Annotated in this window: 21 protein-coding genes; 9 read left to right on the top strand and 12 right to left on the bottom strand. The window is 66.0% G+C overall.

All coding sequences use genetic code 11. The features are described from left to right. Positions 1 to 728: 728 nt before the first annotated feature. Positions 729 to 2096: an adenylosuccinate lyase gene (purB, locus tag ACS0OT_RS12930; RefSeq protein WP_065178598.1), complete on the bottom strand. Its 1368-nt coding sequence runs from the start codon at positions 2094 to 2096 to the stop codon at positions 729 to 731. Between the two features lie 293 nt (positions 2097 to 2389). On the opposite strand from purB, the gene ACS0OT_RS12925 reads away from it, so the two are divergent. After that, a complete protein-coding gene (locus ACS0OT_RS12925) occupies positions 2390 to 3817 on the top strand; it encodes a class II fumarate hydratase (protein WP_442255846.1) in 1428 nt (475 codons plus the stop codon). Positions 3818 to 3925: 108 nt separating this feature from the next. Here the strand turns inward: ACS0OT_RS12925 and ACS0OT_RS12920 are convergent, their stop codons facing one another. From ACS0OT_RS12920 to ACS0OT_RS12890, 7 genes are all read right to left on the bottom strand, one after another. After that, a complete protein-coding gene (locus ACS0OT_RS12920; protein ID WP_065186862.1) occupies positions 3926 to 4351 on the bottom strand; it encodes a hypothetical protein in 426 nt (141 codons plus the stop codon). A gap of 106 nt (positions 4352 to 4457) precedes the next feature. Next, a complete protein-coding gene (locus tag ACS0OT_RS12915; RefSeq protein ID WP_065178600.1) occupies positions 4458 to 5063 on the bottom strand; it encodes a hypothetical protein in 606 nt (201 codons plus the stop codon). A gap of 29 nt (positions 5064 to 5092) precedes the next feature. Beyond that, positions 5093 to 5980: a hypothetical protein gene (locus ACS0OT_RS12910; RefSeq protein ID WP_442255845.1), complete on the bottom strand. Its 888-nt coding sequence runs from the start codon at positions 5978 to 5980 to the stop codon at positions 5093 to 5095. 25 nt (positions 5981 to 6005) lie between these two features. Beyond that, positions 6006 to 7034, bottom strand: coding sequence for an ABC-2 transporter permease (locus ACS0OT_RS12905; protein ID WP_065178601.1), 1029 nt, complete (start codon positions 7032 to 7034; stop codon positions 6006 to 6008). Then, positions 7031 to 7906, bottom strand: coding sequence for an ABC transporter ATP-binding protein (locus tag ACS0OT_RS12900; protein WP_005417484.1), 876 nt, complete (start codon positions 7904 to 7906; stop codon positions 7031 to 7033). Before ACS0OT_RS12900 ends, ACS0OT_RS12905 begins: the two co-directional genes overlap by 4 nt. Next, a complete protein-coding gene (locus tag ACS0OT_RS12895; protein ID WP_005417481.1) occupies positions 7906 to 8265 on the bottom strand; it encodes a GntR family transcriptional regulator in 360 nt (119 codons plus the stop codon). Before ACS0OT_RS12895 ends, ACS0OT_RS12900 begins: the two co-directional genes overlap by 1 nt. Positions 8266 to 8267: 2 nt before the next feature. Continuing rightward, positions 8268 to 8504, bottom strand: a complete 237-nt coding sequence (locus ACS0OT_RS12890; RefSeq protein WP_032954303.1) for a hypothetical protein — start codon at positions 8502 to 8504, stop codon at positions 8268 to 8270. 364 nt (positions 8505 to 8868) lie between these two features. Here ACS0OT_RS12890 and ACS0OT_RS12885 point away from each other — a divergent pair, with 364 nt between their 5' ends. The 6 genes from ACS0OT_RS12885 to ACS0OT_RS12860 all read left to right on the top strand — a co-directional run bounded on the left by ACS0OT_RS12885 (position 8869) and on the right by ACS0OT_RS12860 (position 14955). After that, the gene (locus ACS0OT_RS12885) at positions 8869 to 9456 is read left to right on the top strand and encodes a glutathione peroxidase (RefSeq protein WP_262090939.1); all 588 of its coding nucleotides are present in this window, start codon (positions 8869 to 8871) and stop codon (positions 9454 to 9456) included. A 96-nt stretch (positions 9457 to 9552) separates the two neighbouring features. Continuing rightward, entirely contained in the window at positions 9553 to 10530 is a 978-nt protein-coding gene (locus tag ACS0OT_RS12880) for an FKBP-type peptidyl-prolyl cis-trans isomerase N-terminal domain-containing protein (protein WP_139727356.1), read from the top strand. A gap of 23 nt (positions 10531 to 10553) precedes the next feature. Continuing rightward, positions 10554 to 11903 (top strand): UDP-glucose dehydrogenase family protein, encoded by a 1350-nt coding sequence (locus ACS0OT_RS12875; protein ID WP_053499456.1) that lies wholly within the window; start codon positions 10554 to 10556, stop codon positions 11901 to 11903. Further along, the gene (locus tag ACS0OT_RS12870) at positions 11896 to 12138 is read left to right on the top strand and encodes a SlyX family protein (protein WP_005410256.1); all 243 of its coding nucleotides are present in this window, start codon (positions 11896 to 11898) and stop codon (positions 12136 to 12138) included. The genes ACS0OT_RS12875 and ACS0OT_RS12870 overlap by 8 nt, the downstream gene beginning before the upstream one ends. 10 nt (positions 12139 to 12148) lie before the next feature. Further along, positions 12149 to 12829, top strand: a complete 681-nt coding sequence (locus ACS0OT_RS12865) for a DUF2058 domain-containing protein (RefSeq protein ID WP_139727353.1) — start codon at positions 12149 to 12151, stop codon at positions 12827 to 12829. Positions 12830 to 12882: 53 nt separating this feature from the next. Next, a complete protein-coding gene (locus tag ACS0OT_RS12860; RefSeq protein WP_164092712.1) occupies positions 12883 to 14955 on the top strand; it encodes an acyltransferase family protein in 2073 nt (690 codons plus the stop codon). A gap of 15 nt (positions 14956 to 14970) precedes the next feature. On the opposite strand, the gene ACS0OT_RS12855 is transcribed toward ACS0OT_RS12860, so the two are convergent. The 4 genes from ACS0OT_RS12855 to ACS0OT_RS12840 form a co-directional block, all read right to left on the bottom strand. Then, complete coding sequence (locus ACS0OT_RS12855) at positions 14971 to 16158, bottom strand: MFS transporter (protein ID WP_442255844.1); 1188 nt, start codon at positions 16156 to 16158, stop codon at positions 14971 to 14973. 86 nt (positions 16159 to 16244) lie between these two features. Next, positions 16245 to 18929, bottom strand: a complete 2685-nt coding sequence (gene metH, locus ACS0OT_RS12850) for a methionine synthase (RefSeq protein ID WP_279945922.1) — start codon at positions 18927 to 18929, stop codon at positions 16245 to 16247. A gap of 57 nt (positions 18930 to 18986) precedes the next feature. Beyond that, entirely contained in the window at positions 18987 to 20078 is a 1092-nt protein-coding gene (locus ACS0OT_RS12845) for a homocysteine S-methyltransferase family protein (protein ID WP_065178607.1), read from the bottom strand. Positions 20079 to 20091: 13 nt separating this feature from the next. Further along, positions 20092 to 21021, bottom strand: a complete 930-nt coding sequence (locus ACS0OT_RS12840) for an ArsR/SmtB family transcription factor (protein WP_049465810.1) — start codon at positions 21019 to 21021, stop codon at positions 20092 to 20094. A gap of 152 nt (positions 21022 to 21173) precedes the next feature. Between ACS0OT_RS12840 and ACS0OT_RS12835 the strand changes: the two genes are divergently transcribed. Together ACS0OT_RS12835 and ACS0OT_RS12830 are read left to right on the top strand one after the other, a co-directional pair. Beyond that, entirely contained in the window at positions 21174 to 22322 is a 1149-nt protein-coding gene (locus ACS0OT_RS12835) for an acyl-CoA dehydrogenase family protein (protein WP_005417433.1), read from the top strand. Between the two features lie 60 nt (positions 22323 to 22382). After that, the gene (locus ACS0OT_RS12830; protein ID WP_231109101.1) at positions 22383 to 22754 is read left to right on the top strand and encodes a hypothetical protein; all 372 of its coding nucleotides are present in this window, start codon (positions 22383 to 22385) and stop codon (positions 22752 to 22754) included. Positions 22755 to 22901 lie beyond the last annotated feature (147 nt).

The following is a 22901-nucleotide window of genomic DNA, read 5'->3' as shown; positions in this document are numbered from 1 at the left end:
GGGGAATCCTTGCAGCGGAAAGCGGGAGGGGCGGCGTGGCGGGCCGCCGAGGTCTCCATTGTCCGACGTTCGTGGGGATTGCGCACGTGTGGTGGTTTGTCGCGGGGTGTCCGGCCAACGGCGGAGCCCCTCGTGGCGGGGACGGGTTCACAAGCAAAAGCCGCGCTTGGCCGGGCTGGTGGGCTGCGCGGGGGACGCTGCAAGTACGTCCCTGTAAGCTTGGCCGCCGCATCCATGCGGCGGACACCCCCGCGCAGCCCACCAGCCCGGCCCCTGACAGTTTCCTGCGCGGCCCGCCACGGAATGAAAGAAGAAAATCAAAGGCAAAAGCGGGTCGCGCGCTGCGCTTGCTCATGTAGAGCAGAGCCAACGCTCGGCTTGCTGTTGCCCGTGCCCAAAAGCAGCCGAGCACGGGCTCGGCTCTACAAAAGACCCTCAAACAAAGAGGGACGCGGCGAAGCCGCGTCCCTCTTTCAAATTCCGTCCCGACAACCCAATGCTCTTCGATCCGTCACCGGGAAACTGTCAGAGGTGGGGCGGGTTGGGTTCGCGGGGGTGTCCGCGGCATGGATGCCGCGGCCAAGCCCCCAGGGACGGGTTCACGGCGTCCCCCGCGAACCCAACCCGCCCCGCCAAGCGAGGCAGTAACCCAGAGCCGCCTTTGACGTTGCAGTTGCAGTTAAGCCTGCCGCAGGCAGCGCCCGCGGCCGCCGCCGCAAGCAAACCCCTTAGATCTTCTTTGCCAGCGCCTCGGCCAGGCCGGTGTAGCTGCCCGGGGTCATCTCGAGCAGACGCTGCTTCGCATCCGTCGGCAGCTCCAGCCCCTGCACGAACGCACGCATCGACTCGGCCGTGATGCCCTGGCCGCGGGTCAGCGCCTTCAGCTGCTCGTACGGGTTCGGCAGGCCATGGCGGCGCATCACCGTCTGCACGGCCTCGGCCAGCACTTCCCAGGCCGCGTCCAGATCCGCATCCAGGCGCTGCGGGTTCACCTCCAGCTTGCCCAGGCCCTTGGCCAGCGAATCCAGCGCCACCTGGCTGTGGCCGAACGCGGTGCCCAGCGCACGCAGCACGGTGGAATCGGTCAGGTCACGCTGCCAGCGGCTGATCGGCAGCTTGGCGCTGAAGTGCTCGAACAGGGCGTTGGCGATGCCGAAATTGCCTTCCGCATTCTCGAAGTCGATCGGATTGACCTTGTGCGGCATCGTCGACGAGCCGACTTCGCCTTCCTTCAGGCGCTGCTTGAAGTAGCCCAGCGAGATGTAGCCCCAGATGTCGCGGGCCAGGTCGATCAGGATGATGTTGGCGCGGCGTGCGGCATCGCCGATCTCGGCCACGTTGTCGTGCGGCTCGATCTGCGTGGTGTACGGGTTGAATACCAGGCCCAGGCCGGTCACGAAGCGCTCGGCGAAGGCAGGCCAGTCCACGTCCGGGTAGCTGGCGATGTGGGCGTTGTAGTTGCCGACCGCACCGTTGATTTTGCCGGTCAGTTCGACCGCGGCAATCTGCCTGCGCTGGCGCTCCAGGCGGGCGACCACGTTGGCCAGTTCCTTGCCCAAGGTGGTCGGCGAGGCGGTCTGGCCGTGGGTGCGCGACAGCATCGGCTGGCCGGCCTGGGCGTGGGCCAGGCTGCGCAGGGTGCTGGCGATGCCGTCCAGGGTCGGCAGCAGCACTTCACGGCGGGCCTGTTCCAGCATCAGGCCGTAGCTGAGATTGTTGATGTCTTCGCTGGTGCAGGCGAAATGCACGAATTCCAGCGCCGGAGCCAGCTCGGCGTCGTCCTTCAGCTGTTCCTTGATGAAGTACTCCACCGCCTTGACGTCATGGTTGGTGGTGCGCTCGATCTCCTTCACGCGTGCAGCCTGGGCCGGGCTGAAGCTGGCGGCCAGGGCGCGCAGGCGGGCGACGGCGGCGTCGGAGAACGGGGCCAGTTCGACGATGCCCGGCTCGGCGGCCAGCGCCAGCAGCCATTCCACCTCGACCGTGATGCGGGCCTTGATCAGGCCGTACTCGGAGAAGATCGGGCGCAGGGCGTCGACCTTGCCGGCATAGCGGCCATCGAGCGGGGACAGGGCGAGCAGGGCGGAATCGGACATGTCGGCAGGGCTGGGGCGAGCGGCGGGGGCCATATTCTACGACGTGCCGGTCAGGTAGTGCCGGCCGCTGGCCGGCAACCACGCCCGGCCTACGCTTCCATGGATTGCCGGCCAGCGGCCGGCACTACCCCTGCGCGTGCACAACGGCCGTGCAGACGGAACGATCTGGCCCGCGCTCGTCATCCCACGCTGCGGGCAAGGGAGTATCGTTGGCGCAGCCGCCAGCCCGGGAAGCGACACCCTGCCAGCCGCCGCTTCCCTTTCCCCAACTGAAGTAGTGCGGAGTTGATGCAATGAGCAAAGCTGCAAGCAAGGGTTTCAGAATCGAACACGACAGCATGGGCGAGCTGCAGGTGCCTGCCGACGCCCTGTGGGGCGCGCAGACCCAGCGTGCCGTGCAGAACTTCCCGGTGTCGGGCCAGCGCATGCCGCGCGGTTTCATCCGTGCCCTGGGCCTGGTCAAGGGCGCCGCCGCGGGCGTCAACGCGGAGCTGGACCATCTGCCGAAGAACGTGGCCAAGGCCATCCAGACCGCTGCCGCCGAAGTGGCCGCCGGCAACTGGGATGCGCAGTTCCCGATCGATGTCTACCAGACTGGTTCGGGCACGTCGTCGAACATGAATGCCAATGAGGTCATCGCCACACTGGCCAACCGTGCCGGCAAGGCGGGCAAGACCGCCGTGCACCCCAATGACCACGTCAACCAGGGGCAGAGCTCCAACGACGTGATTCCGACCGCGCTGCGCGTGTCGGCGGTGTTGGCGACGCATGAGCAGCTGCTGCCGGCGCTGGTGCACCTGCGCAAGACCCTGGACAAGAAGGGCCGCAGCCTGCGCAAGGTGGTCAAGACCGGCCGTACCCACCTGATGGACGCGATGCCACTGACCTTCGAGCAGGAGTTCGGCGCATGGTCGGCACAGCTGGCCTCGGCGCAGGAGCGGATCGAAGACAGCCTCAGGCGCGTGCGCCGCCTGCCGCTGGGTGGCACCGCCATCGGCACCGGCATCAATGCCGACCCGCGCTTCGGCGCGCAGGTGGCCAAGGCACTGAAGCAACAGACCGGTTTCAAGTTCGACAGCGCCGAGAACAAGTTCGAGGGCCTGGCCGCGCAGGATGATGCCGTGGAACTGTCGGGCCAGCTCAATGCACTGGCCGTGGCGCTGATCAAGATCGCCAATGATCTTCGCTGGATGAATGCCGGTCCGCTGGCCGGGCTGGGCGAGATCGAACTGCCGGCGCTGCAGCCGGGCAGCTCGATCATGCCGGGCAAGGTCAACCCGGTGATTCCGGAAGCGACCGTGATGGCCTGCGCGCAGGTGATCGGCCACCACACGGCAATCACCGTGGCCGGGCAGACCGGAAACTTCCAGCTCAACGTCACCCTGCCGCTGATCGCGGTGAACCTGCTCGATGGCATCGGCCTGCTGGCCAATGTGTCGCGGCTGCTGGCCGACAGCGCGATCGCCGGGTTGAAAGTGCGCGAGGACCGTGTGGCCGAAGCGCTGGCGCGCAATCCGATCCTGGTCACGGCATTGAATCCGATCATCGGCTACGAGAAGGCCGCGGCCATCGCCAAGCGTGCCTACAAGGAACAACGCCCGGTGTTGGACGTGGCACTGGAAGACAGCGGGCTGGAGGAGGCCGAATTGCGGCGCCTGCTGGATCCGACCGCACTGACCGCAGGTGGCATCCAGGCTGGCGGTGGTGGCGCCGGCGGTTGATCTGCTGGTTGTAGAGCCGAGCCCATGCTCGGCTCAGGTTCCGGGCAGCAGCCGAGCATAGGCTCGGCTCTACAAGAGGAAACGCCGCCCTGGGGCGGCGTTTCTGCTTCAGCGACGGTCGGCGACGATGTTGCCGAACGTGTCGGTGTAATCCTTGAACTCGGGTATGCGCTGGACCAGGTCCGCCGGAATCACTTCCATGCCCTCCGGCGGCTGGATCTTCACCGGTTGCATGTTGGGATCGGCCGGGGCGGCGACCAGGGTGTTCTGGCGCAGCACCTGCAGCTTGCCGAACATCGTCTGCAGCATCTGCTTCTGCCCCTGGTCCAGCGGGATCTGGATCTCGTCCAGCTTCATCGTGCCATCGCCGAGGATGATGATGTTCGGTGCCGGCGGGCGACGCACGGTCACCATGCCTTCGCTGACGGAAATCTTGGGCTTGCCGCGCTCGGCGCGGTGATTGCGGTAATCCTTGTCACAGCCGACCAGGCCCAGGCAGAGCAGGGCGGCCAGCAGCAGGAACAACTTCTTCATGGCATTCGGTTCGGGGGCGTCCGGGGCCGACATTGTAAGCCGGTCGGCACGTGACGGCCGGCAGCGGGGCGCCGCTGCCGGCCGGGTGCGCTGATCTGTCACAGGCCTAGCGCTGGACCACGGTGTCCTTGCCGCAGTCGTCGACGTCACTCTGGTCCATTGTGGCGTAGGGCTTGAACGCGGGCAGCGAAGCGGCCAACGCCTGCTGGCTGGCCAGCATCGCCGGCATGCGGTTGCAGATGCGCTTGGCCTGGGCTTCGATCTTCTCCGCCTCGGCATTGATCCGCTTCTCGATGCCCTCGCTGTCGCCGCTGAAGATGCCCTTCAGGGCCTCTCCGGCAGCACTGGCGCCGAGCTTGGCACCGGCCAGGCCGACATCCATGCCGTCCATTGCAATGGCGACCACGTGGCCGCGGTACTCCTGCAGTTGGCGGCGCTGGGTTTCGTTGGCGGCCACTTCCTTGCCGGCGATCAGCAGGCGGCCATCCGGGGTGATCTCGGCACGCGGCTGCTTGTCGGCCGAGATCTTGATGTTGCCCTCGGTGATGTCCTTGCGGGCATCGTCCATGGCCTCCTTGACAGTCTGGCCGACGCCGCTGGTGGCCTCGGCGACGCTCTTGCCGATGGTCTTGTCGGGTGCGGAAGAAGTGCCGCCGCAGGCGATCAGCGGCAGGCACAGCAGGGTGGCAGGCAGCACGCGCAGCAGATTCATGGCAGTTTCCTCGATCGATCCGTTAGCGGTTACTTCTTACGGGGCAGGGTGACGGTGCCACTGACGTTGCGGTGGCCGACATCGCCGCTGCCGCTGTGGTCGACGGTCAGGCTGCCGCGCACGCCATCGACCTGGATGTCCCCCGAGCCGTGGCTGCGCACATGCACATTGCCGCCGATGTCGGACAGATCAACATCGCCCGAGCCGACCACACCGACCTCGACGTTGCCTTGCACGCGCTTGAACCCGATGTCGCCGGAACCGACCGTGTCCAGTCGTGCGTTGCCGCGGACATCGCTGATCTTCAGGTCACCCGAACCGACAGTGCCGGTGACCGCATCGCCACCGATGTTGCGCACCTTGACGTCGCCGGAACCCAGCGAAAGCAGGTTCAGCGAACTGCCGCCATCAATGTCCAGGTCGCCCGAACCCACCGCTGCGTGGATGCTGCCGCGGGTGCCACGCACGATGGCATCACCGGAGCCGACATCCACGCTCAGCGACTGCGCGTTGTCCACGCTGGCGTCGCCGGAGCCGACCCTCAGCTGCAGGGGCAGGTTGTCCGGCACGCTGCCACGGATGTCCAGCCAGGCGTAGCTGCTGCCCAGGCTGATGCCGCTGTCGCGGCCCTCGCGGCGCAGGCTCACCACCAGCTTGTCGCCCACCCTGCGCTGGTCCAGTACCAGCTGGTCCAGCCATTCCTGGCTGGACGCGCAGGCGCGGCCATCGAGCTGGCCAGTGCCCTTGCCGGCGACGACCTTCAGGTCGTGCTGGTTGACCTCGAGCACCACAGCCCTGGCACCGGCCACATCCAGCTTCAGCGTGCGGGCGGCGGTGAACTTGCAGTTCGGAGCATCGGCGGCCAGCGCCGACAGCGGCAACAGCAACAACGCAGAACAGGCGAGCAGGGAACGCATGGGTGGTGCCTCCGGGTGGATGGAATCAGATCTCGCCGGCGCGCTTGCGCAGACGGATGGCAAGGACGATGAACACGGCGCCGACGGCGGCGCCGATCCACAGTTCCGGCATCGCCAGTGACTTCAGCTGCGAGGCCGGCGACATCAGGCTGACCACCGATTCGAGGTCGCGACGCGTGCCTTCCTCGGCGCTGAGGCGATACACCAGGTCCGTGCCCGGTACGCCGCCCAGCAGCAGCCGGCCAACGATGTTCTGCCAGAACCAGCCCGTGGTCAGGCCGATCAGCGGCATCACCTTGGTCGTGCTGACGATGACGCCGGCGAACAGCGGCAGCATCACCGCCCACAGGAACGGCTTGCTGCGGGCCCAGGCCGAGCACAGCAGCAGCCAGCCGGCGGTGGGCAGGGCCCACAGGGCGTAGACCGGGATCCAGGCCAGGTGGCCGGCGGCCAGGGTCAGCGGGCTGGCCGGGCCCCAGATCAGGGTCATTGGGCTGCCGCCGTGCATCAGCGCGACGATGCTGATCACCAGCATGAAGCCGAACATGGTGATGATGCCGGCGATCACCGCGATCAGCGGGGCCACGATCAGTGCGCTGATCACCTTGGACAGCACGGTCTGGGTATCCGACAGCGGCAGTGACTTCCAGAACAGGATGCTGCGGTCGCGGCGGTCGTCGTACAGGGCACCCAGGCAGTAGAAAAACACCACGAAGGCCAGTACCAGGAACGGCCAGGCCGAGCTGAGCACCAGGGTCAGGTCGAGGCCGTTGCCGAGGTCAGCCAGGTCCTTGGCACTGATGTCGCGGGTCAGCAGGGCCAGGTCCAGGCCGTTGATGTTCACGTCTTCGCCGTCGATGTGCAGGCCACCATCACGCGCGGCCCGGTGCAGGGCGAACAGGCCGAAGGCGATGCCGATGGTGCTCATCACCAGCGAGATCAGGCCGGCGATCAACGGTGCATACAGGAAACCGCCACGGTTCTCCCAGTACTCGCGCTTGAGCAGCCAGCGCAGGGTGCCCATCGGGCTGACGGGGTGGTTGACGGCATTCATGCGTAGGTCCCCTTCATGATGGCGACGAACAGATCGGCCAGGCCCGGGCTGCGGGTCTCGCCAAGGGTGGAGAGCTGGGTGCGCGGCACGCCATCGAACAGCATCACGGTCTTTCCGAACGCCAGGCTGCGCTCGTCGATCGGCTTCAGCGCACGCGCGGTCTCCAGCTGGTCGGCGTTGACCAGCAGCTCGGTGTAGCGCTGGCCGACGTCGTCCATGTCCGCGTCGAGCACGATGCGGCCATCACGGATGAACATGACGTCGCTGAGGATGTGCTCGATCTCTTCCACCTGATGGGTGGTGACGATGATGGTCTTCTGTTCGTCGAAGTAGTCCTCCAGCAGGCGCTGGTAGAACTCCTTGCGATAGAGGATGTCCAGGCCGAGAGTGGGCTCGTCCAGCACCAGGATGCGGGCGTCGATGGCCATCACCAGCGCCAGGTGCAGCTGCACGATCATGCCCTTGGACAGTTCGCGCACGCGCTGCTTCGGTTGCAGCTTGGTATTGGCCAGGAAGCGCTCGCAGCGGGCCCGGTCGAAGCGCGGGTGCACGCCGGCGACGAAGTCGATCGCCTCGCGCACCTTCAGCCAGCGCGGCAGCACGGCGACGTCGGCGATGAAGCAGATGTCATTCATCAGCTCGTCGCGATGCAGTCGCGGATCGCGGCCGAGCACGCTCAGGTCGCCTTCCACCGAGGTGAGGCCGAGGATGGCCTTCAGTGCGGTGGTCTTGCCGGCGCCGTTGGGGCCGATCAAGCCGACGATGCGCCCGCTCGGAATGCTGAAGCTGGCGTTGTCGAGGGCTACCGTGGTCCTGTAGGCCTTGCGCAGGCCTCGCGCGGTGATGACGGGTTCGCTTGCAGTGCTGTTCATCAGACGTTCCCCTGGGGCAGCAATTCGTCGAGGCTCAGGCCCAGGCGCTGAATGCGCTCCAGCACCGCGGGCCATTCTTCGTTGAGGAAGCGCTCGCGCTCGCTGCTGCGCAGCTGCGTGGCCGCCTGCTCGGTCATGAACATGCCCAGGCCGCGGCGCTTCTCGACCAGGCCTTCATCGGCCAGTTCCTGGTAGGCGCGCGAAACGGTGATGGGGTTGAGTTGATAGTCGGCGGCCACCTGGCGCACCGAAGGCAGGGCATCGCCCGGCTTCAGGATTCCGTCGAGCATCATGGCGATCACGCGCTCCTTCAATTGACGGTAGATGGGAGCGCCGTCGCTCCACTGGATGTCGCTCATATTCAGCTCCGTGGGGTCAGCGGCTGGGCGAACGAGAAATACGGCATGGACAGGGAGCTGTGCAGCCGACGCGGGGGAGGGGGGGAGGAATCGGCGTTCCCGGCCGGTGCAGCGGTTGCGTCCTGCGCACTGTCGGGAGAGGCGGGGGTGGTGGGCGTGGCCAGCCAGGCCAGCACGATCAGGGTCGAAACAGCAGCGGCCGCGGGTGCGGTGAGGTTGCGACGGATGCGGGCGTTCACGGCTTCCCCCTGTCTCAGGTGACTGGTGTTGTATGCAACTATAACACCGGCACGCCTGGGTGCAACCCCCTGCCGTCCCCAACTGATGGCAGGGGTGGTCAAATTGCTGAAATATCCTCTTATCCATTTGATTGGAAAGGGAAATAAATTTGATGTGCGGGCTGGTCCAGTTCCGCCTGCCATTCAGTGTTGTCCATGCTATGTCATCACTGCGCCGTCGTTGGCAAGGCCAGCGGGAAGACGCCACGCCGCGCAAAGCCGCTGGCGCTTGCCGCAACGGGGGGGCGGGGGGCGGTGCTATAGTTCGGCCGATTCCCGGCCGCTACCGGCCGGCCCTGTGAATGGCTACCGCGGACCGCTCTCGATGCCCCTGCCGACCGTTATCCCGCGCCGCCTGCGCGGCCTGTCCCTGCTGACCCTGCTGGTGGCCGGCCTGGCCGGTTCCGGCCATGTGCTGGCGGCCGATCTGCTGGACCTGGAGTACCGCCCACTGGCCAGCAAGCAGCAGGTCAACCTGCAGCAGCGCTACCACGGGCAGGTACTGCTGGTGGTCAATACCGCAAGCAAGTGCGGCTATACCCCTCAGTACGAAGGCCTGGAGGCGCTGCAGAAGCGTTATGCCGGCCGCGGCTTTGCCGTGCTCGGTTTCCCGTCCAACGATTTCAAGGGCCAGGAGCCCGGTGACGAAAAGCAGATCCAGGATTTCTGCACGCTCACCTACGGCGTCAGGTTCCCGATGTTCGAGAAGGTGCATGTCGTCGGTGCACAGGCCACGCTGCTGTACCAGAGGCTGACCGCGGCCACCGGCGTGGCGCCGGGCTGGAACTTCCACAAGTACCTGGTCGGCCGCGATGGCAAGGTCATTGCCCAGTTCGCCAGCAAGGTAACGCCGGACGATCCGCAGCTGACCGCCGCCATCGACAAGGCGCTGGCCGCAGCCGCCACGCATTGATATCCGGCACGGATGCCTCGACATCGACGGCATGCGTGCGACAATGTTTCTTTTCGCGCCGACGTCGGCGCCCAGACACTTCCAGGAATGCAGCGAATGAAGATGGGAATGCGCGGCGCCGCGGCGTCGGTTCTGATTCTGGCGATGGGCACTTCGGGTGTCGCTCTGTCGCAACAACCGGCTGCCCCCGCAGCCGTCAAGGAGACCGCAACCTTGAATTCCCCCAAGCAGAAGCTCGGCTACGCCATCGGCCTTGATGTCGCCAAGTCGTTCACCCCGATCGCCGATGAGATCGATGTGGCCGCGCTGCGCACTGCCGTGGAGCGTTCGTTCGAAGGCCTGCAGCCGCAGATCACCCAGGAACAGGCCAAGGCCACCGATGCCGCGTTGCGCCAGGTCGTGATGGCCCGCAGTGGCCAGCAGGTGCCGGGCATGGCGCCGGGTTCGCAGCCGCCGAAGGTCGATCGCGTCAAAGTGTCGCAGATGATCGGTTCGTACTCGGTCGGCCCGTCGCTGGCACAGCTGAAGGACGACATCGATGTCGCCTCGCTGTTTGACGCGATCAGCACAGGCCTGAGCAAGGGCCAGCCGAAGATGACGGAAGCTGACGCGACCGCCACCATCCAGGCCTTCATGGGCAGCAAGCAGGCCGAGATGCAGGCCAAGGCCGCCGCCGCTGCGCAGACCAACCGCGAGGAAGGCAACGCGTTCCTGGCCAAGAACAAGACCCAGCCGGGCGTGGTGACCACCCCGTCTGGCCTGCAGTACCAGATCATCCGCCCGGGTAGCGGCGAGCGCCCGCTGCCGAGCAGCAAGGTGCGTGTGAACTACGAAGGCAAGCTGCTCAACGGCACCGTGTTTGACAGCTCCTATGGTCGCCAGCCGGCCGAGTTCGGCCTGGACCAGGTGATCAAGGGCTGGACCGAAGGCGTCGCGCTGATGCCGGTCGGTTCGAAGTACCGCTTCTGGATCCCGGGTGAGCTGGCTTACGGTGAGAACGGCACCCCGGGTGGCCCGATCGGCCCGAACGCGACTCTGACCTTCGACGTCGAGCTGCTGGGCGTCCTGCCGTAAGCGACCACGGAGCCTGCACGGACATGCGCGTTGCGATTTTCGGTACCGGTTATGTAGGGCTGGTGACCGGTACCTGCCTGGCCGACGTCGGCCACCAGGTGGTCTGCGTCGATATCGACCAGGCCAAGGTCGATGGCCTCAACCAGGGCATCATCCCGATCTATGAGCCGGGCCTGGAACCGATGGTGAAGGCCAACCACGCGGCGTCGCGGCTGGCGTTCACCACCGATGCCGCGGCCGCGATCGGCCACGGCCAGGTCGTGTTCATCGCCGTCGGCACGCCGCCGGACGAGGATGGCAGTGCCGATCTGCAGTACGTGCTGGCTGTGGCCCGTACCATCGGGCGGCACATGAGCGTGCCGACCGTGGTGGTCAACAAGTCGACGGTGCCGGTGGGCACCGCCGACAAGGTGCGTGCTGCCATTGCCGCAGAGTTGGCGGCACGTGGCGCGGACATCGCCTTCGATGTGGTGTCCAACCCGGAATTCCTGAAGGAAGGCGACGCTGTCGCCGACTGCATGCGCCCGGATCGCATCATCATCGGCGCGACCAGCGCCGAGTCGGTGGCGGTGATGCGGCGCCTGTACGCACCGTTCAACCGCAACCACGACCGCGTGGTGGAAATGGACGTGCGTTCGGCGGAGCTGACCAAGTACGCCGCCAACGCGATGCTGGCGACCAAGATCTCGTTCATGAACGAAATCGCCAACATCGCCGAACGTGTCGGCGCCGATGTCGAGCAGGTCCGCCAGGGCATTGGCTCGGATCCGCGCATCGGCTGGCATTTCATCTACCCGGGCGCCGGTTACGGCGGCTCGTGCTTCCCCAAGGATGTGCAGGCGCTGGCCCGCACCGCGCAGCAGGCCGGCCTGGAGCCGAAGTTGCTGAACGCCGTGGAAGCGGTCAACGACGCGCAGAAGGGCCATCTGTTCGCTCTCATCCAGCGTCATTACGACAAGGGTGAAGACGAAGGTGTGCGTGGCAAGACCTTTGCCGTGTGGGGCCTGGCGTTCAAGCCGAACACCGATGACATGCGCGAAGCCTCCAGCCGTCGCCTGCTGGCGCAGCTGTGGGAAGGCGGCGCGACGGTGCGTGCCTACGATCCGGAAGCGATGCACGAGTCGCAGCGCATCTTCGGCGAGCGCGATGATCTGGTGTTCTGCAGCAGTGCCGACGAGGCGCTGCAGGGGGCCGATGCACTGGTCGTGGTGACCGAGTGGAAGCAGTTCCGCAGCCCCGATTTCCAGATGCTGCGCGAGCAGTTGAAGGACGCGGTGGTGTTCGACGGCCGCAACCTGTACGAGCCGGCGGATGTGGAAGCGGCGGGCCTGGCGTACTACGGCATTGGCCGGGGGCGCTCGCTGCATGTCTGATCTGCTGCCAACCGAACGCGAGCAGGCGCTGGAAGCGCGCCTGGTCGAACTGGAAATGCGCGTGTCCTTCCAGGAACAGGCGCTGGCCGAACTGAGCGATGCGCTGGCCGATGCCCGCATGCAGGGCATGCGCAACGCCGACGTGCTGCGCGTGCTGCTGGAAGACCTGGGCAAGGTCCGCAACGCGCTGAATTCTTCCGATCCGGCGAGCGAACCGCCGCCGCCGCACTACTGATCCGAATCCTATGAGCGATACCCTCCGCGACCAGCTGATGGGCCTGGGCTTCAAGCCTGCGCCCAAGCCCGAGCGCAAGAATGATGGCCCCCGCCGTGATGGTCGCCCGCAGGGCAAGGGTGGCAACGGCAATGGAAAGCCGCAGGGCGCTGGCAAGGGCGAGCACACGCCCGGCGAGCGTCGTGGACATGGCCATGGCGGCCCGGGCAAGCCCGGCCAGTCGCGTGGCCCGGGCCAGCAGGGCCCGCGCAAGCCGCGCAGCGCCGAAGAGATGGACCTGGCCAAGGCCTATGCCATCCGCGCGCAGAAGGAAAAGGAAGAGCGCATCGAGACCGAGCGCCTGAAGCAGGAAGAAGCGCGTGTGCGCCGCGAGGCCAAGGCCAAGCTGGAAGAACTGCTGAAGGACAAGAGCCTGAACTCGGAAGTGGCCGATATCGCCCGCCACTTCCCATATGGCGGCAAGATCAAGCGCATCTATGTGACCGCCGAACAGCTGACCGCGCTCAACGCCGGTGAGCTGGGCGTGGTCCAGCTCAATGGCCGCTACCTGCTGGTGACCGCCGAGGTGCTGGCGCAGTCCGAGGCGGTGTTCGCCGCATCGGTGGCGCTGAAGGTCGATCCGAACGCGCCGGCCGAGGAAGATCCGTACGCGGACCCGCAATACCAGGTGCCGGACGACCTGGTCTGGTAATGGACTGAGTTGCCTGCCACGCCCGCCGACGTGGCAGTTGGGGGAGGGGCAGGATGACGGCTGATGCAGGGCGCGGTTACGTACCGCACATCGATGGACTGCGCGCGATCGCCGTATTGGCGGTGATCGTGTTCCACCTGGATCCGGCCTGGCTCCCGGGTGGCTTCACCGGCGTGGACGTGTTCTTCGTCATTTCCGGTTTCGTGGTGAGTGCTTCGGTGCACCGCCTGCCGCCACTGTCGCTGGGGGCATCGATGCTGCGCTTCTACGCGCGCCGCATCCGCCGTATCGCTCCGGCCCTGGTTGCCTGCCTGATGGTCACCGCGGTGGCCAGCGTGCTGTTCATCCCCGAATCGTGGTTGAGCGAGGCCAGTGACAAGACCGGGCTGATGGCCTTCTTCGGCTTCAGCAACTGGGTGTTGGCCGCGGTGGGCAACGACTACTTCGCGCCCAAGGCCGAGTTCAATCCCTATACCCACACCTGGTCGCTGGGTGTGGAAGAGCAGTTCTACCTGCTATTTCCGCTGCTGTTCCTGGCTTGGGCACGGGGCGCGCGTGGGCGCTGGCTCAGCGTGGGCCTGTTCGCGCTGGTCAGCGTCGCATCGCTGCTGCATGCGGCGGTACTGGGCCTGCGCGAGGCCCCGCCTTCCTGGGCCTTCTACGCAACGACCACGCGGTTGTGGCAGCTGGGCGCAGGTGTGCTGCTGTTCCAGCTGTTGCACGTGCGCGCATCGCTCGATCCACTGACCCAGCGCTCGCTGGCCCGCAGCAGGTGGGTGTTCTCGCTGCTGGCCGCGCTGTCGCTGGCCCTGCTGGGCTGGGCGCTGTGGACGGCGCGCGCCGGGCATTCACCTTGGCCGGACGGCCTGCTGCCGGCCTTCGCGACGGCGGGCCTGCTGTGGGCCCTGCACAACCATCCGCAGGCCTGGATCGGCCGCGTGCTGGCCTGCGCGCCCATGCGCCGCATCGGCCTGCTGTCCTACTCGCTGTACCTCTGGCATTGGCCGGTGTTCGTACTGATGCGCTGGACCGTGGGCCTGGATACGCCGCTGCAGATGCTTCTTGCGATGCTGTTGGTGGGCGTGTTGTCCTGGCTGTCGTGGCGCTGGGTGGAACAGCCTTTCCGTGGCCCGTTGGCGCCGCGGGCGACTTCGCTGCGCTGGGTGGTGATGGGGGCGCTAGTGTTGGTAGGTGCCGGCGGGATCCAGTTCGGCCTCTATCGCGAGGCGCACTGGATTTCGTTGAGCACGGTCACCCGACATCCTGCCGACTGGTATCCGGAAGGTCGCGGTGCGGCGGCTGACTATCCCGGTTGCGAACTGGTGGCAGGCAAGCATCCGTTCGCTGGCGGCAATGCCCGCTCATTCGCGCGTCGCGCATGCGACCACGCGCGGGTCGAGGGTTTCCCGCAACGGATCTTCGTCGCCGGTGACTCGCATGCGATGGCATATACCGAACTGTTGAGACGCGTAGCCCTTGAGACGGGCGCTACCGTGATCCTGTACGGGCGCGGTGGTTGCCCGCAGGTAAGCCTGCAGCGATGGCGGGGGGCTGGTGGTGGCTGCAGCGACTACGATGCTGCCGTGCGCGCCGACATCCAGCACCAGGCACGGGCAGGCGATGCGGTAGTGCTGGTGTCGCTGCGCATGCCGCGCCTGTCCGACCAGTACATCCTCTTCGATGCTGCCGAGAAGCTGGCGGATGAACGATCGCCGCGTGCGGCTGAACTGCGCTCGGCCGAGGTGCCCGAGGAGATCGCGCTGTGGAAGCCTGTGGCCGAACAGGGCGTGCGTATCGTGCTGGAAGCGCCCAAGCCGGTATTGCCGGCACCGCCGTATCGCTGTTCAGACACCTTCAACGCCAGGAACGCCATTTGTCGCAATGGTGTCGACAGCACCCGCGCGGACATGGATGCGCTGCGTGCACCGATGCTGGGCAGCCTGCAGCAGGTGGTTGATGGCCTGCCCGGCGCAGTGATGTGGGATCCGCTGCCGGTGTTGTGCGATGCCACCCTGTGCCCGGCACAGCGCGATGGCCGGCCGCTGTACTTCGATGGCGATCACCTTAGTGGCTATGGCAACCGCGTGCTGCTGCCGTCGCTGCTGCAGGTACTGCGGCAGCACTGAAGCGGGGCAGAGCGCTCAACCCGTGCGTGCGCCGCTGCGCCGCGCACGGATCAACGGCAGGCTCAGCGCGAAGAAGCAGAGCAGGGCGCCAATCAGGGCGAAGCCGCTGCCGGCCAGGAACGCGGTGCGGCCGTCGTCGATCTTCCACAGTTGGCCGGCAATGAGCGCGCCCAGCACACCGCCGACACCGGACGAAAAGCCGTACAGCAGTCCTTGGCCGTGGCCGTTGAGACGACCGGGGAAGTAGGTCGCCAGCATCTGCATCGCTGCAGCGAAGAACGCGGCAAAGCCCAGCGCGTGCGCGGTCTGCGCCAGAAGCATCACCGGCAGGTTCTCCGGGAACAGTGCGGTCACGGCCCAGCGCAGGCAGGAACTGACCAGCGCGATCAGCAGCATCCAGCTGGCGTCGTAGCGGCGGAAGAAGCGGCCGATGGTGAAGAACACGCCCACTTCGAAGACCACGCCGATGGTCCACAGCAGGCCAAGGGTGGAGGTACGGTAGCCGTGATGGTCCATGTAGACCGAAAAGAACGTGTAGTACGGGCCGAACGACAGCTGTTCCATGAAGGCGGCCAGGAAGAACGCCAGCACCGGCGGTCGGCGCACGATCTGCCAGAAGCCGCTGGTGTCACCCGCAGTCTTGCCGATGCCGCGCGCGTAGTGGTTGCTGAAGGCCGAGGCAACCAGCAGCACGAACAGGGGCAGCATCATCCACGGCAACAATCCGGCGTGGTTGCCGGCGCCATCGCCTTCGATCAGCCAGCCGAACAAGGTGACCACGGCGATGAAGCCGAGCGAACCCCAGACCCGGATCAACCCGTAGCGGTGGCTGTCGTTTCCCAGGTGGGTGACGGTGATCGACTCGAACTGCGGCATCACCGCGTTGTAGAAGAAGCAGAACACGATCATCGCCGGGTACATCCACGGCTGCGGCAGTGGCAGCAGGAAGGCAGCGAAGCTGAGCAGGGTCAGCACGCAGCCGACGCGCAGCAGGCGGATCGGCCGCGGTGATGCGGCCGCCAGCGAGGTCCAGGTACTGGGTGCGATCACGCGGGTGGCGTACCACAGGCCCATCATCACGCTGATCGCGGTCACGCTCATGCCGCGCGCGGTCAGGAACAGGCTCCAGTACGGCGTGAACGCGCCGAGCGCCGCGTAGTAGAACAGGTAGAAACTTGAGAGGCGGGCAACGGGAACGGTCATCGCCGAATGATGAAGCAAAAAAGGGGACGGAGGGGATTAAGTCGCTAATGCACAAACGACTTAATCCCCTCCGTCCCCTTTTTGTGTCATTCGGGGTCGTAGTCGAGGTTGGAGGCCAGCCAGCGTTCGGCTTGGGCGCGGTCCACGCCCTTGCGCCGGGCATAGTCGGTGACCTGTTCGCGGCTGAGCCGCCCGACCACGAAGTACTGGCTCTGCGGATGGCTGAAGTAGTAGCCCGAGACAGCGGCCGTGGGCAGCATCGCGAAGCTCTCGGTCAATTCCATGCCCGCGTTCTTCTCAGCCTGCAGCAGGTCGAACAGGCGGCGCTTCTCGCTGTGCTCGGGGCAGGCCGGGTAGCCCGGTGCCGGACGGATGCCGCGGTACTGCTCGTCGATCAGGGCCTCGTTGTCCAGCGTCTCGGCGCGGTCGTAGCCCCAGAATTCGGTACGCACGCGCTGGTGCAGGCGCTCGGCCAGCGCCTCGGCGAAGCGGTCGGCCAGTGCTTTCAGCAGGATCGCGTTGTAATCGTCGTGCTCGGCTTCGAAGCGCGCGACGTGGGCGTCGATGCCGATGCCGGCAGTGACGGCGAAGGCGCCGATCCAGTCCTGCTTTCCGCTGTCGGCCGGCGCAATGAAATCGGCCAGGCAGAAATCCGGGCGTTCGGCTGGCTTGTCCACCTGCTGGCGAAGGAAGTGCAGGGTGGTTTCGCCCTGTGCGTGCTGCACGCGGACGTCGTCGCCGATGCTGTTGGCCGGCCACAGGCCGAACACGGCCTTGGCCGTCAGCCACTTCTCGCCGACGATGCGCTCGAGCATCGCACGGGCATCCTTGTACAGCTCGCTGGCCTGGGTACCGACGATCCCGTCGGTGAGGATCGCCGGGAACTTGCCGGCCAGCTCCCAAGCCTGGAAGAACGGCGTCCAGTCGATGTAGTGGACCAGTTCGGCCAGGGAATAGTCGTCGAACACGTGCAGGCCGGGCTGATTCGGTGTCGGTGGAGTGTAGTTGTCCCAGCCGCCATGGAATTTCTGCGCGCGCGCATGTTCCAGCGTGACCAGGCGCTTGGCGTCGCCCCGGTTGCGGTGGCGTGCGCGGATTTCGGCATAGTCGGCTTCGTTGGCGGCAACGAAGGCCTCGCGCAGATCACGCGAGATCAGCGACTGCGCCACGCCAACCGCGCGCGACGCATCCTTCACCCACACCGTCGGCGCCTTGTAGTGCGGGTCGATCTTCAGCGCGGTATGCGCACGCGAAGTGGTCGCGCCCCCGATCAGCAGCGGCAGGTCGAAGCCCTGGCGCTCCATCTCGCGGGCGACGTGGCTCATCTCCTCCAGGGACGGGGTGATCAGCCCGGACAGGCCGATCAGGTCTGCGTTGTGCTCGCGGGCAGCATCGAGGATCTTCTGCGCCGGCACCATCACGCCGAGGTCGACCACGTCGAAGTTGTTGCAGGCCAGTACGACGCCGACGATGTTCTTGCCGATGTCATGCACATCGCCCTTCACCGTGGCCATGATGATCCTGCCGTTGCTCTTGGCGGTGTCACCGCTGCGCGCCTTTTCCGCTTCGATGTAAGGCAGCAGGTAGGCCACGGCCTTCTTCATCACGCGCGCGGATTTCACCACCTGTGGCAGGAACATCTTGCCGGCGCCGAACAGGTCGCCGACGATGTTCATGCCGTCCATAAGCGGTCCTTCGATCACGTCCAGCGGGCGGCTGGAGGCCTGCCGGGCCAGTTCGGTGTCTTCCTCGACGAAGGCATCCAGGCCGTGTACCAGGGCATGTGCCAAGCGCTGTGCCACCGGCTTGTCGCGCCAGGCCAGATCTTCGGTCTTCGCCGCGCCTTTCTTGCCCTTGTAGCGCTCGGCGATCTCCAGCAGGCGCTCGGTGGCATCGCTTCGGCGGTTGAGGATCACGTCCTCGACACGCTCGCGCAGGTCCGGCTCCAGTTCGTCGTAGATCGGCATCGCGCCGGCGTTGACGATGCCCATGTCCATGCCGGCGGCGATCGCGTGGTACAGGAACACCGAATGGATGGCCTGGCGCACGGTTTCGTTGCCTCGGAACGAGAACGAGACGTTGGAGACGCCGCCGGAGACATGGCAGTGCGGAAGGGTCTGCTTGATGATGCGGGTGGCTTCGATGAAGTCCACCGCGTAGTTGTCGTGCTCTTCAATGCCGGTGGCGACGGCGAAGATGTTCGGGTCGAAGATGATGTCCTGCGGCGGGAAGCCGATCTCGTCGACCAGGATGCGGTAGGCGCGTGTGCAGATCTCGACCTTGCGCGCACAGGTGTCTGCCTGCCCGGCCTCGTCAAACGCCATCACCACTGCCGCGGCACCATAGCGCAGCACCTTGCGCGCGTGCTCGCGGAACAGCGCTTCGCCTTCCTTCAGCGAGATCGAGTTGACCACGCTCTTGCCCTGCAGGCATTTCAGGCCGGCCTCGATCACGCTCCACTTGGAGGAGTCGACCATCACCGGGATGCGCGCGATGTCCGGCTCGGACATGATCAGGTTGAGGTAGCGCGTCATCGCCGCTTCCGAATCGATCAGGCCCTCGTCCATGTTGACGTCGAGGATCTGCGCGCCGCTGGCCACCTGCTGGCGGGCCACGTCCACCGCCTCCTCGTAGCGGCCTTCCTTGATCAGCTTGCGGAACTGCGCGCTGCCGGTGACGTTGGTGCGTTCGCCGACATTGATGAACAGCAGGTCCGGTGTGATGACCAGAGGTTCCAGGCCGGACAGGCGGGTAGGGCGGACAGGCGTCATGGCAGGCGTCGGCTCAACAGCAGTAGGGCGGGAAGTGCGGGACAGTGGCGGCAACGTTCATGCGGCCTGCTCCCGGGTGCCGGGCAGTGCGCGCGGCGGTAGTCCGGCCACGGCATTGGCAATTGCACGGATATGCTCGGGGGTGGAGCCACAGCAGCCGCCGACCAGGTTCAACAGGCCATCCTCGGCGAAGCCGCGCAGGGTGGTGGCCATCTCTTCAGGGGTTTCGTCGTACTCGCCGAACGCGTTGGGCAGGCCTGCATTGGGGTGGGCGCTGACGTAACAGTCGGCGACCTGCGAGAGGGTTTCCACATGCGGGCGCATCGCATCGGCACCCAGCGCGCAGTTCAAGCCGATCGACAACGGCCGGGCGTGGGCGAGAGATGCGTGGAAGGCCTCGGCGGTCTGCCCGGACAGGGTGCGACCGGAAGCGTCGGTGATGGTGCCGGAGATCATCACCGGCAGCCGCGCGCCGCGCGCATCGAACGCTTCCTCCAGCGCATACAGCGCGGCCTTGGCGTTGAGCGTGTCGAAGATGGTCTCGACCATGAGGGTGTCGGCGCCGCCGTCGATCAGGCCCTCGATGGCTTCGCGGTAGGTGTCGCGCAGCTCGTCGAAGCTGGTGTTGCGGAAGCCGGGATCGTTGACGTCAGGGCTGATCGAAGCGGTGCGGCTGGTCGGGCCGATCACCCCGATCACGAAGCGCGGCTTGCCCGGGGTGGTTGCGGCCACTGCATCACAGCACGTGCGCGCGACCGCAGCGCCGGCCTTGTTCAACTCGTACACCAGGTGCTCGAGGTGGTAGTCGGCCTGGCTGACCGAGGTTGCATTGAAGGTGTTGGTTTCGACCAGGTCCGCACCGGCCTCGAGGTAGGCGGTGTGGATGTCGGCGACGATCTGCGGCCGGGTCAACAGCAGCAGATCGTTGTTGCCCTTCAGGTCATGGCCTTCCGGTGTGGCGTGATCGCAGCCGGAGCCATGCAGATGGTCATAGCCACCGGCGAAGCGTTCGCCACGGTAATCGTCTTCCTGCAGGCCGTGGCGCTGGATCATCGTGCCCATCGCACCATCGATGATCAGGATCCGCTCGCGCAGGGCGTCGAGCAGGGCGTTGGCACGATCTGGATGCAACCAGGGCAGGGCGGGCATGGCGGTCTCGGGCTCAGGGCTTGTTGGCGATCAGCGAAATCACTTCGAAGTGCGGCGGCCGCTTCTCGCGGGTGACCGTCTCCAGGCTGGACACCTGCAGGCCGGCCTTGTCGACGAACCTGCGCAGCTCCTTGTCGCTGAAGCCGAGGTTGACGTGGCCATAGGCCTCCACGGCCGCCTTGTGCTCGTGCCGGGCCAGGCTGCACAGCAGCAGGCGGCCACCCGGTCGCAGTACGCGCGCGGCTTCGGTCACTGCCTGCGCCGGTTTGCTGGCGTAGGTCAACGCGTGCATCAGCACGACCAGATCGAAGCTGCTGTCCTTGAACGGCAGGGCATGCATGTCGCCCTCGCGCACTTCCACATTGGGCAGGCGGCGCAGGCGTTCACTGGCGGCGGCAACCACGCGCGCGCTGGTATCGATGCAGATGTAGCGCTTGGCATGCGGGGCAACCAGTTCGGCCAGCACGCCATCACCAGAGGCGATATCCAGCACGTCGCCGGTCTCAAGCAGCGGCAGCGCGGTGCGGGCCAGCGCCTCCCAGGTGCGCCCCGGCGAGTAGTGGCGTTCCATGTCGCCGGCCACGCTGTCGGCCCAGTTCTGGTCGGAGGCGCGGTGGGCCAGCACGGCGGCCACGCGTTCAGCGTCCTGGCGCAGCAGCGGGTCATCGCTTCCGTTGCTCAAGGCATGCCACAATGCACGCTGCGCGGGGTCCAGCTGGGCCTCGTCGAAGCGGTAGTAGGCCGACACGCCGGCACGGCGGTCGCGGACCAGGCCGGCTTCCTTCAGGCGTGCCAGGTGGGTGGACACGCGCGGCTGCGCCAGCCGGGTGATCGCCGACAGTTCGGCCACGGTCAGTTCCTCCTGCTCCAGCAGCGCCAGCAGGCGCACGCGAGTGGCATCGGCGAACACCTTCAGGCGGGTCGACCAGTCTTCCAGATCCATAAACATCTACCTATCGCGATATAGAGATATATTCGCTGAAGGGGCTGTCGCGGTCAAGTCGCCAGCGTACGGAAACTGCCGGGCCCCGGTACAATCGGAGCACCTGGGCGCGCCGTATGCGGCCCATAACTTCATGTACCCGGGAGGGTGTTGTGGATTTCAGCTTTACCGAAGAGCAGTTGATGCTGCAGGACGTTGCGCGGCGCATCGCGCAGGAAAAGATCGCCCCCAGTGCGGAGCATCATGACCGCACCGGCGAGTTCCCGCTGGACAACATCCGCCTGCTGGGCGAGAACGGCCTGATGGGCATTGAAGTGCCGACCGAATACGGCGGTGCGGGCATGGACCCGGTTGCGTACGTGCTGGCGATGGTGGAGGTCGCCGCCGCCGACGCAGCCCATTCGACCATCATGTCGGTCAACAATTCGCTGTTCTGCAACGGCATCCTGACCCACGGTACCGAGCAGCAGAAGCAGACCTACGTACGTGCCATCGCCGAAGGCACGGCCATCGGCGCGTTCGCGCTGACCGAGCCGCAGTCCGGTTCCGATGCCACCGCCATGCGCTGCCGCGCGGTGAAGCAGGCCGACGGCACCTTCGTCATCAATGGCAAGAAGAGCTGGATCACCTCCGGTCCGGTGGCCAAGTACATCGTGCTGTTCGCGATGAGCGAGCCGGACAAGGCCGCGCGCGGCATCACCGCCTTCATCATCGATACCGACAAGGCCGGTTTCGGTCGTGGCAAGACCGAGCCCAAGCTGGGCATCCGCGCCTCGGCCACCTGCGAGATCGAGTTCAACGACTACGTGGCGCAGGCCGAAGACGTGCTGGGCCAGGAAGGCGAGGGATTCAAGATCGCCATGAGCGTGCTCGATGCCGGTCGCATCGGCATCGCTTCGCAGGCCATCGGCATCGCCCGTGCCGCCTATGAAGCGACGATTGAATACGTCAAGGAGCGCAAGGCATTCGGCGCGGCCATCGGTACCTTCCAGATGACCCAGGCCAAGATTGCCGACATGAAGTGCAAGCTGGACGCAGCGCTGCTGCTGACCCTGCGCGCGGCGTGGGTGAAGGGCCAGGGCAAGCGCTTCAGCAATGAGGCTGCCATTGCCAAGCTGACCGCCTCTGAGGCGGCGATGTGGATTACCCACCAGGCGGTGCAGATCCACGGCGGCATGGGGTATTCCAAGGAAATGCCGCTGGAGCGCTACTTCCGTGATGCCAAGATCACCGAGATCTACGAAGGTACTTCGGAGATCCAGCGCCTGGTGATCGCCCGCAACGAAACCGGGCTGCGCTGAGTCGCAGGGCCGCGCCGCCGCAATGGCGGCGCGGCGGTAGGTCCACGCCACGCGTGGATGATGGTCATCCAGATGACGTCATTGCCGTTGGCCTGCAGAGACGCATGCTGCTCTAATGCAGTCCGTTTCTTCGAGGATGACGACGTGATCTATCGCGGTTGGGGAATCATGACGCTGGTGACGCCGATTGCAGCGATCCTGCTGCTGGCGTACTTCTTTCCGCATGACGGCCCCAGGGGCAATACTCCGCTGTCACAGGTTCTGTTGGGCGCAGGCCTCGGCGCAGCGGTGAACGTGGTGCTGGGCCTGTGGCTCAACCGTGCGCCGCGGCGGAAGGGGGAGGCCGCGCCCCACCATTTCTTCTTCGTACCCATGCAGTGGGCCTCGCTGATTCTGGTGGCGGTGTGCGCCGTGGTCGCGGTGATGCGCTGAGGCGTTGCCCGAACAGCGCCAACCAAGGTTGGCGGCTACCGGCAATGCCGTTGTTCCGGTAGATGCCAACCTGGGTTGGCATGAATTCAACTGTGGCAATAAAAAGGCCCCGGATCGCTCCGGGGCCTTCTCGTTCTCAGCGCAGCA

This window comes from Stenotrophomonas maltophilia group sp. RY12688, assembly GCF_052149045.1.
Taxonomy (GTDB): Bacteria; Pseudomonadota; Gammaproteobacteria; order Xanthomonadales; family Xanthomonadaceae; genus Stenotrophomonas; species Stenotrophomonas sepilia.
The sequence above is the reverse complement of the archived record's forward strand: the minus strand, read 5'-3'. Positions and strand labels throughout refer to the sequence as shown.

Coding starts and splice junctions, on each gene's coding strand:
- ACS0OT_RS12840 (WP_049465810.1), bottom strand. CDS start 21,021: ATGGATCTGGAAGACTGGTCGACCCGCCTGAAGGTGTTCGCCGATGCC.
- ACS0OT_RS12925 (WP_442255846.1), top strand. CDS start 2,390: ATGAGCAAAGCTGCAAGCAAGGGTTTCAGAATCGAACACGACAGCATG.
- ACS0OT_RS12870 (WP_005410256.1), top strand. CDS start 11,896: ATGTCTGATCTGCTGCCAACCGAACGCGAGCAGGCGCTGGAAGCGCGC.
- ACS0OT_RS12910 (WP_442255845.1), bottom strand. CDS start 5,980: ATGCGTTCCCTGCTCGCCTGTTCTGCGTTGTTGCTGTTGCCGCTGTCG.
- ACS0OT_RS12860 (WP_164092712.1), top strand. CDS start 12,883: ATGACGGCTGATGCAGGGCGCGGTTACGTACCGCACATCGATGGACTG.
- ACS0OT_RS12915 (WP_065178600.1), bottom strand. CDS start 5,063: ATGAATCTGCTGCGCGTGCTGCCTGCCACCCTGCTGTGCCTGCCGCTG.
- ACS0OT_RS12900 (WP_005417484.1), bottom strand. CDS start 7,906: ATGAACAGCACTGCAAGCGAACCCGTCATCACCGCGCGAGGCCTGCGC.
- ACS0OT_RS12865 (WP_139727353.1), top strand. CDS start 12,149: ATGAGCGATACCCTCCGCGACCAGCTGATGGGCCTGGGCTTCAAGCCT.
- ACS0OT_RS12880 (WP_139727356.1), top strand. CDS start 9,553: ATGAAGATGGGAATGCGCGGCGCCGCGGCGTCGGTTCTGATTCTGGCG.
- ACS0OT_RS12855 (WP_442255844.1), bottom strand. CDS start 16,158: ATGACCGTTCCCGTTGCCCGCCTCTCAAGTTTCTACCTGTTCTACTAC.
- metH (WP_279945922.1), bottom strand. CDS start 18,929: ATGACGCCTGTCCGCCCTACCCGCCTGTCCGGCCTGGAACCTCTGGTC.
- ACS0OT_RS12845 (WP_065178607.1), bottom strand. CDS start 20,078: ATGCCCGCCCTGCCCTGGTTGCATCCAGATCGTGCCAACGCCCTGCTC.
- ACS0OT_RS12905 (WP_065178601.1), bottom strand. CDS start 7,034: ATGAATGCCGTCAACCACCCCGTCAGCCCGATGGGCACCCTGCGCTGG.
- ACS0OT_RS12920 (WP_065186862.1), bottom strand. CDS start 4,351: ATGAAGAAGTTGTTCCTGCTGCTGGCCGCCCTGCTCTGCCTGGGCCTG.
- ACS0OT_RS12875 (WP_053499456.1), top strand. CDS start 10,554: ATGCGCGTTGCGATTTTCGGTACCGGTTATGTAGGGCTGGTGACCGGT.
- ACS0OT_RS12895 (WP_005417481.1), bottom strand. CDS start 8,265: ATGAGCGACATCCAGTGGAGCGACGGCGCTCCCATCTACCGTCAATTG.
- ACS0OT_RS12830 (WP_231109101.1), top strand. CDS start 22,383: ATGGTCATCCAGATGACGTCATTGCCGTTGGCCTGCAGAGACGCATGC.
- ACS0OT_RS12885 (WP_262090939.1), top strand. CDS start 8,869: ATGCCCCTGCCGACCGTTATCCCGCGCCGCCTGCGCGGCCTGTCCCTG.
- purB (WP_065178598.1), bottom strand. CDS start 2,096: ATGTCCGATTCCGCCCTGCTCGCCCTGTCCCCGCTCGATGGCCGCTAT.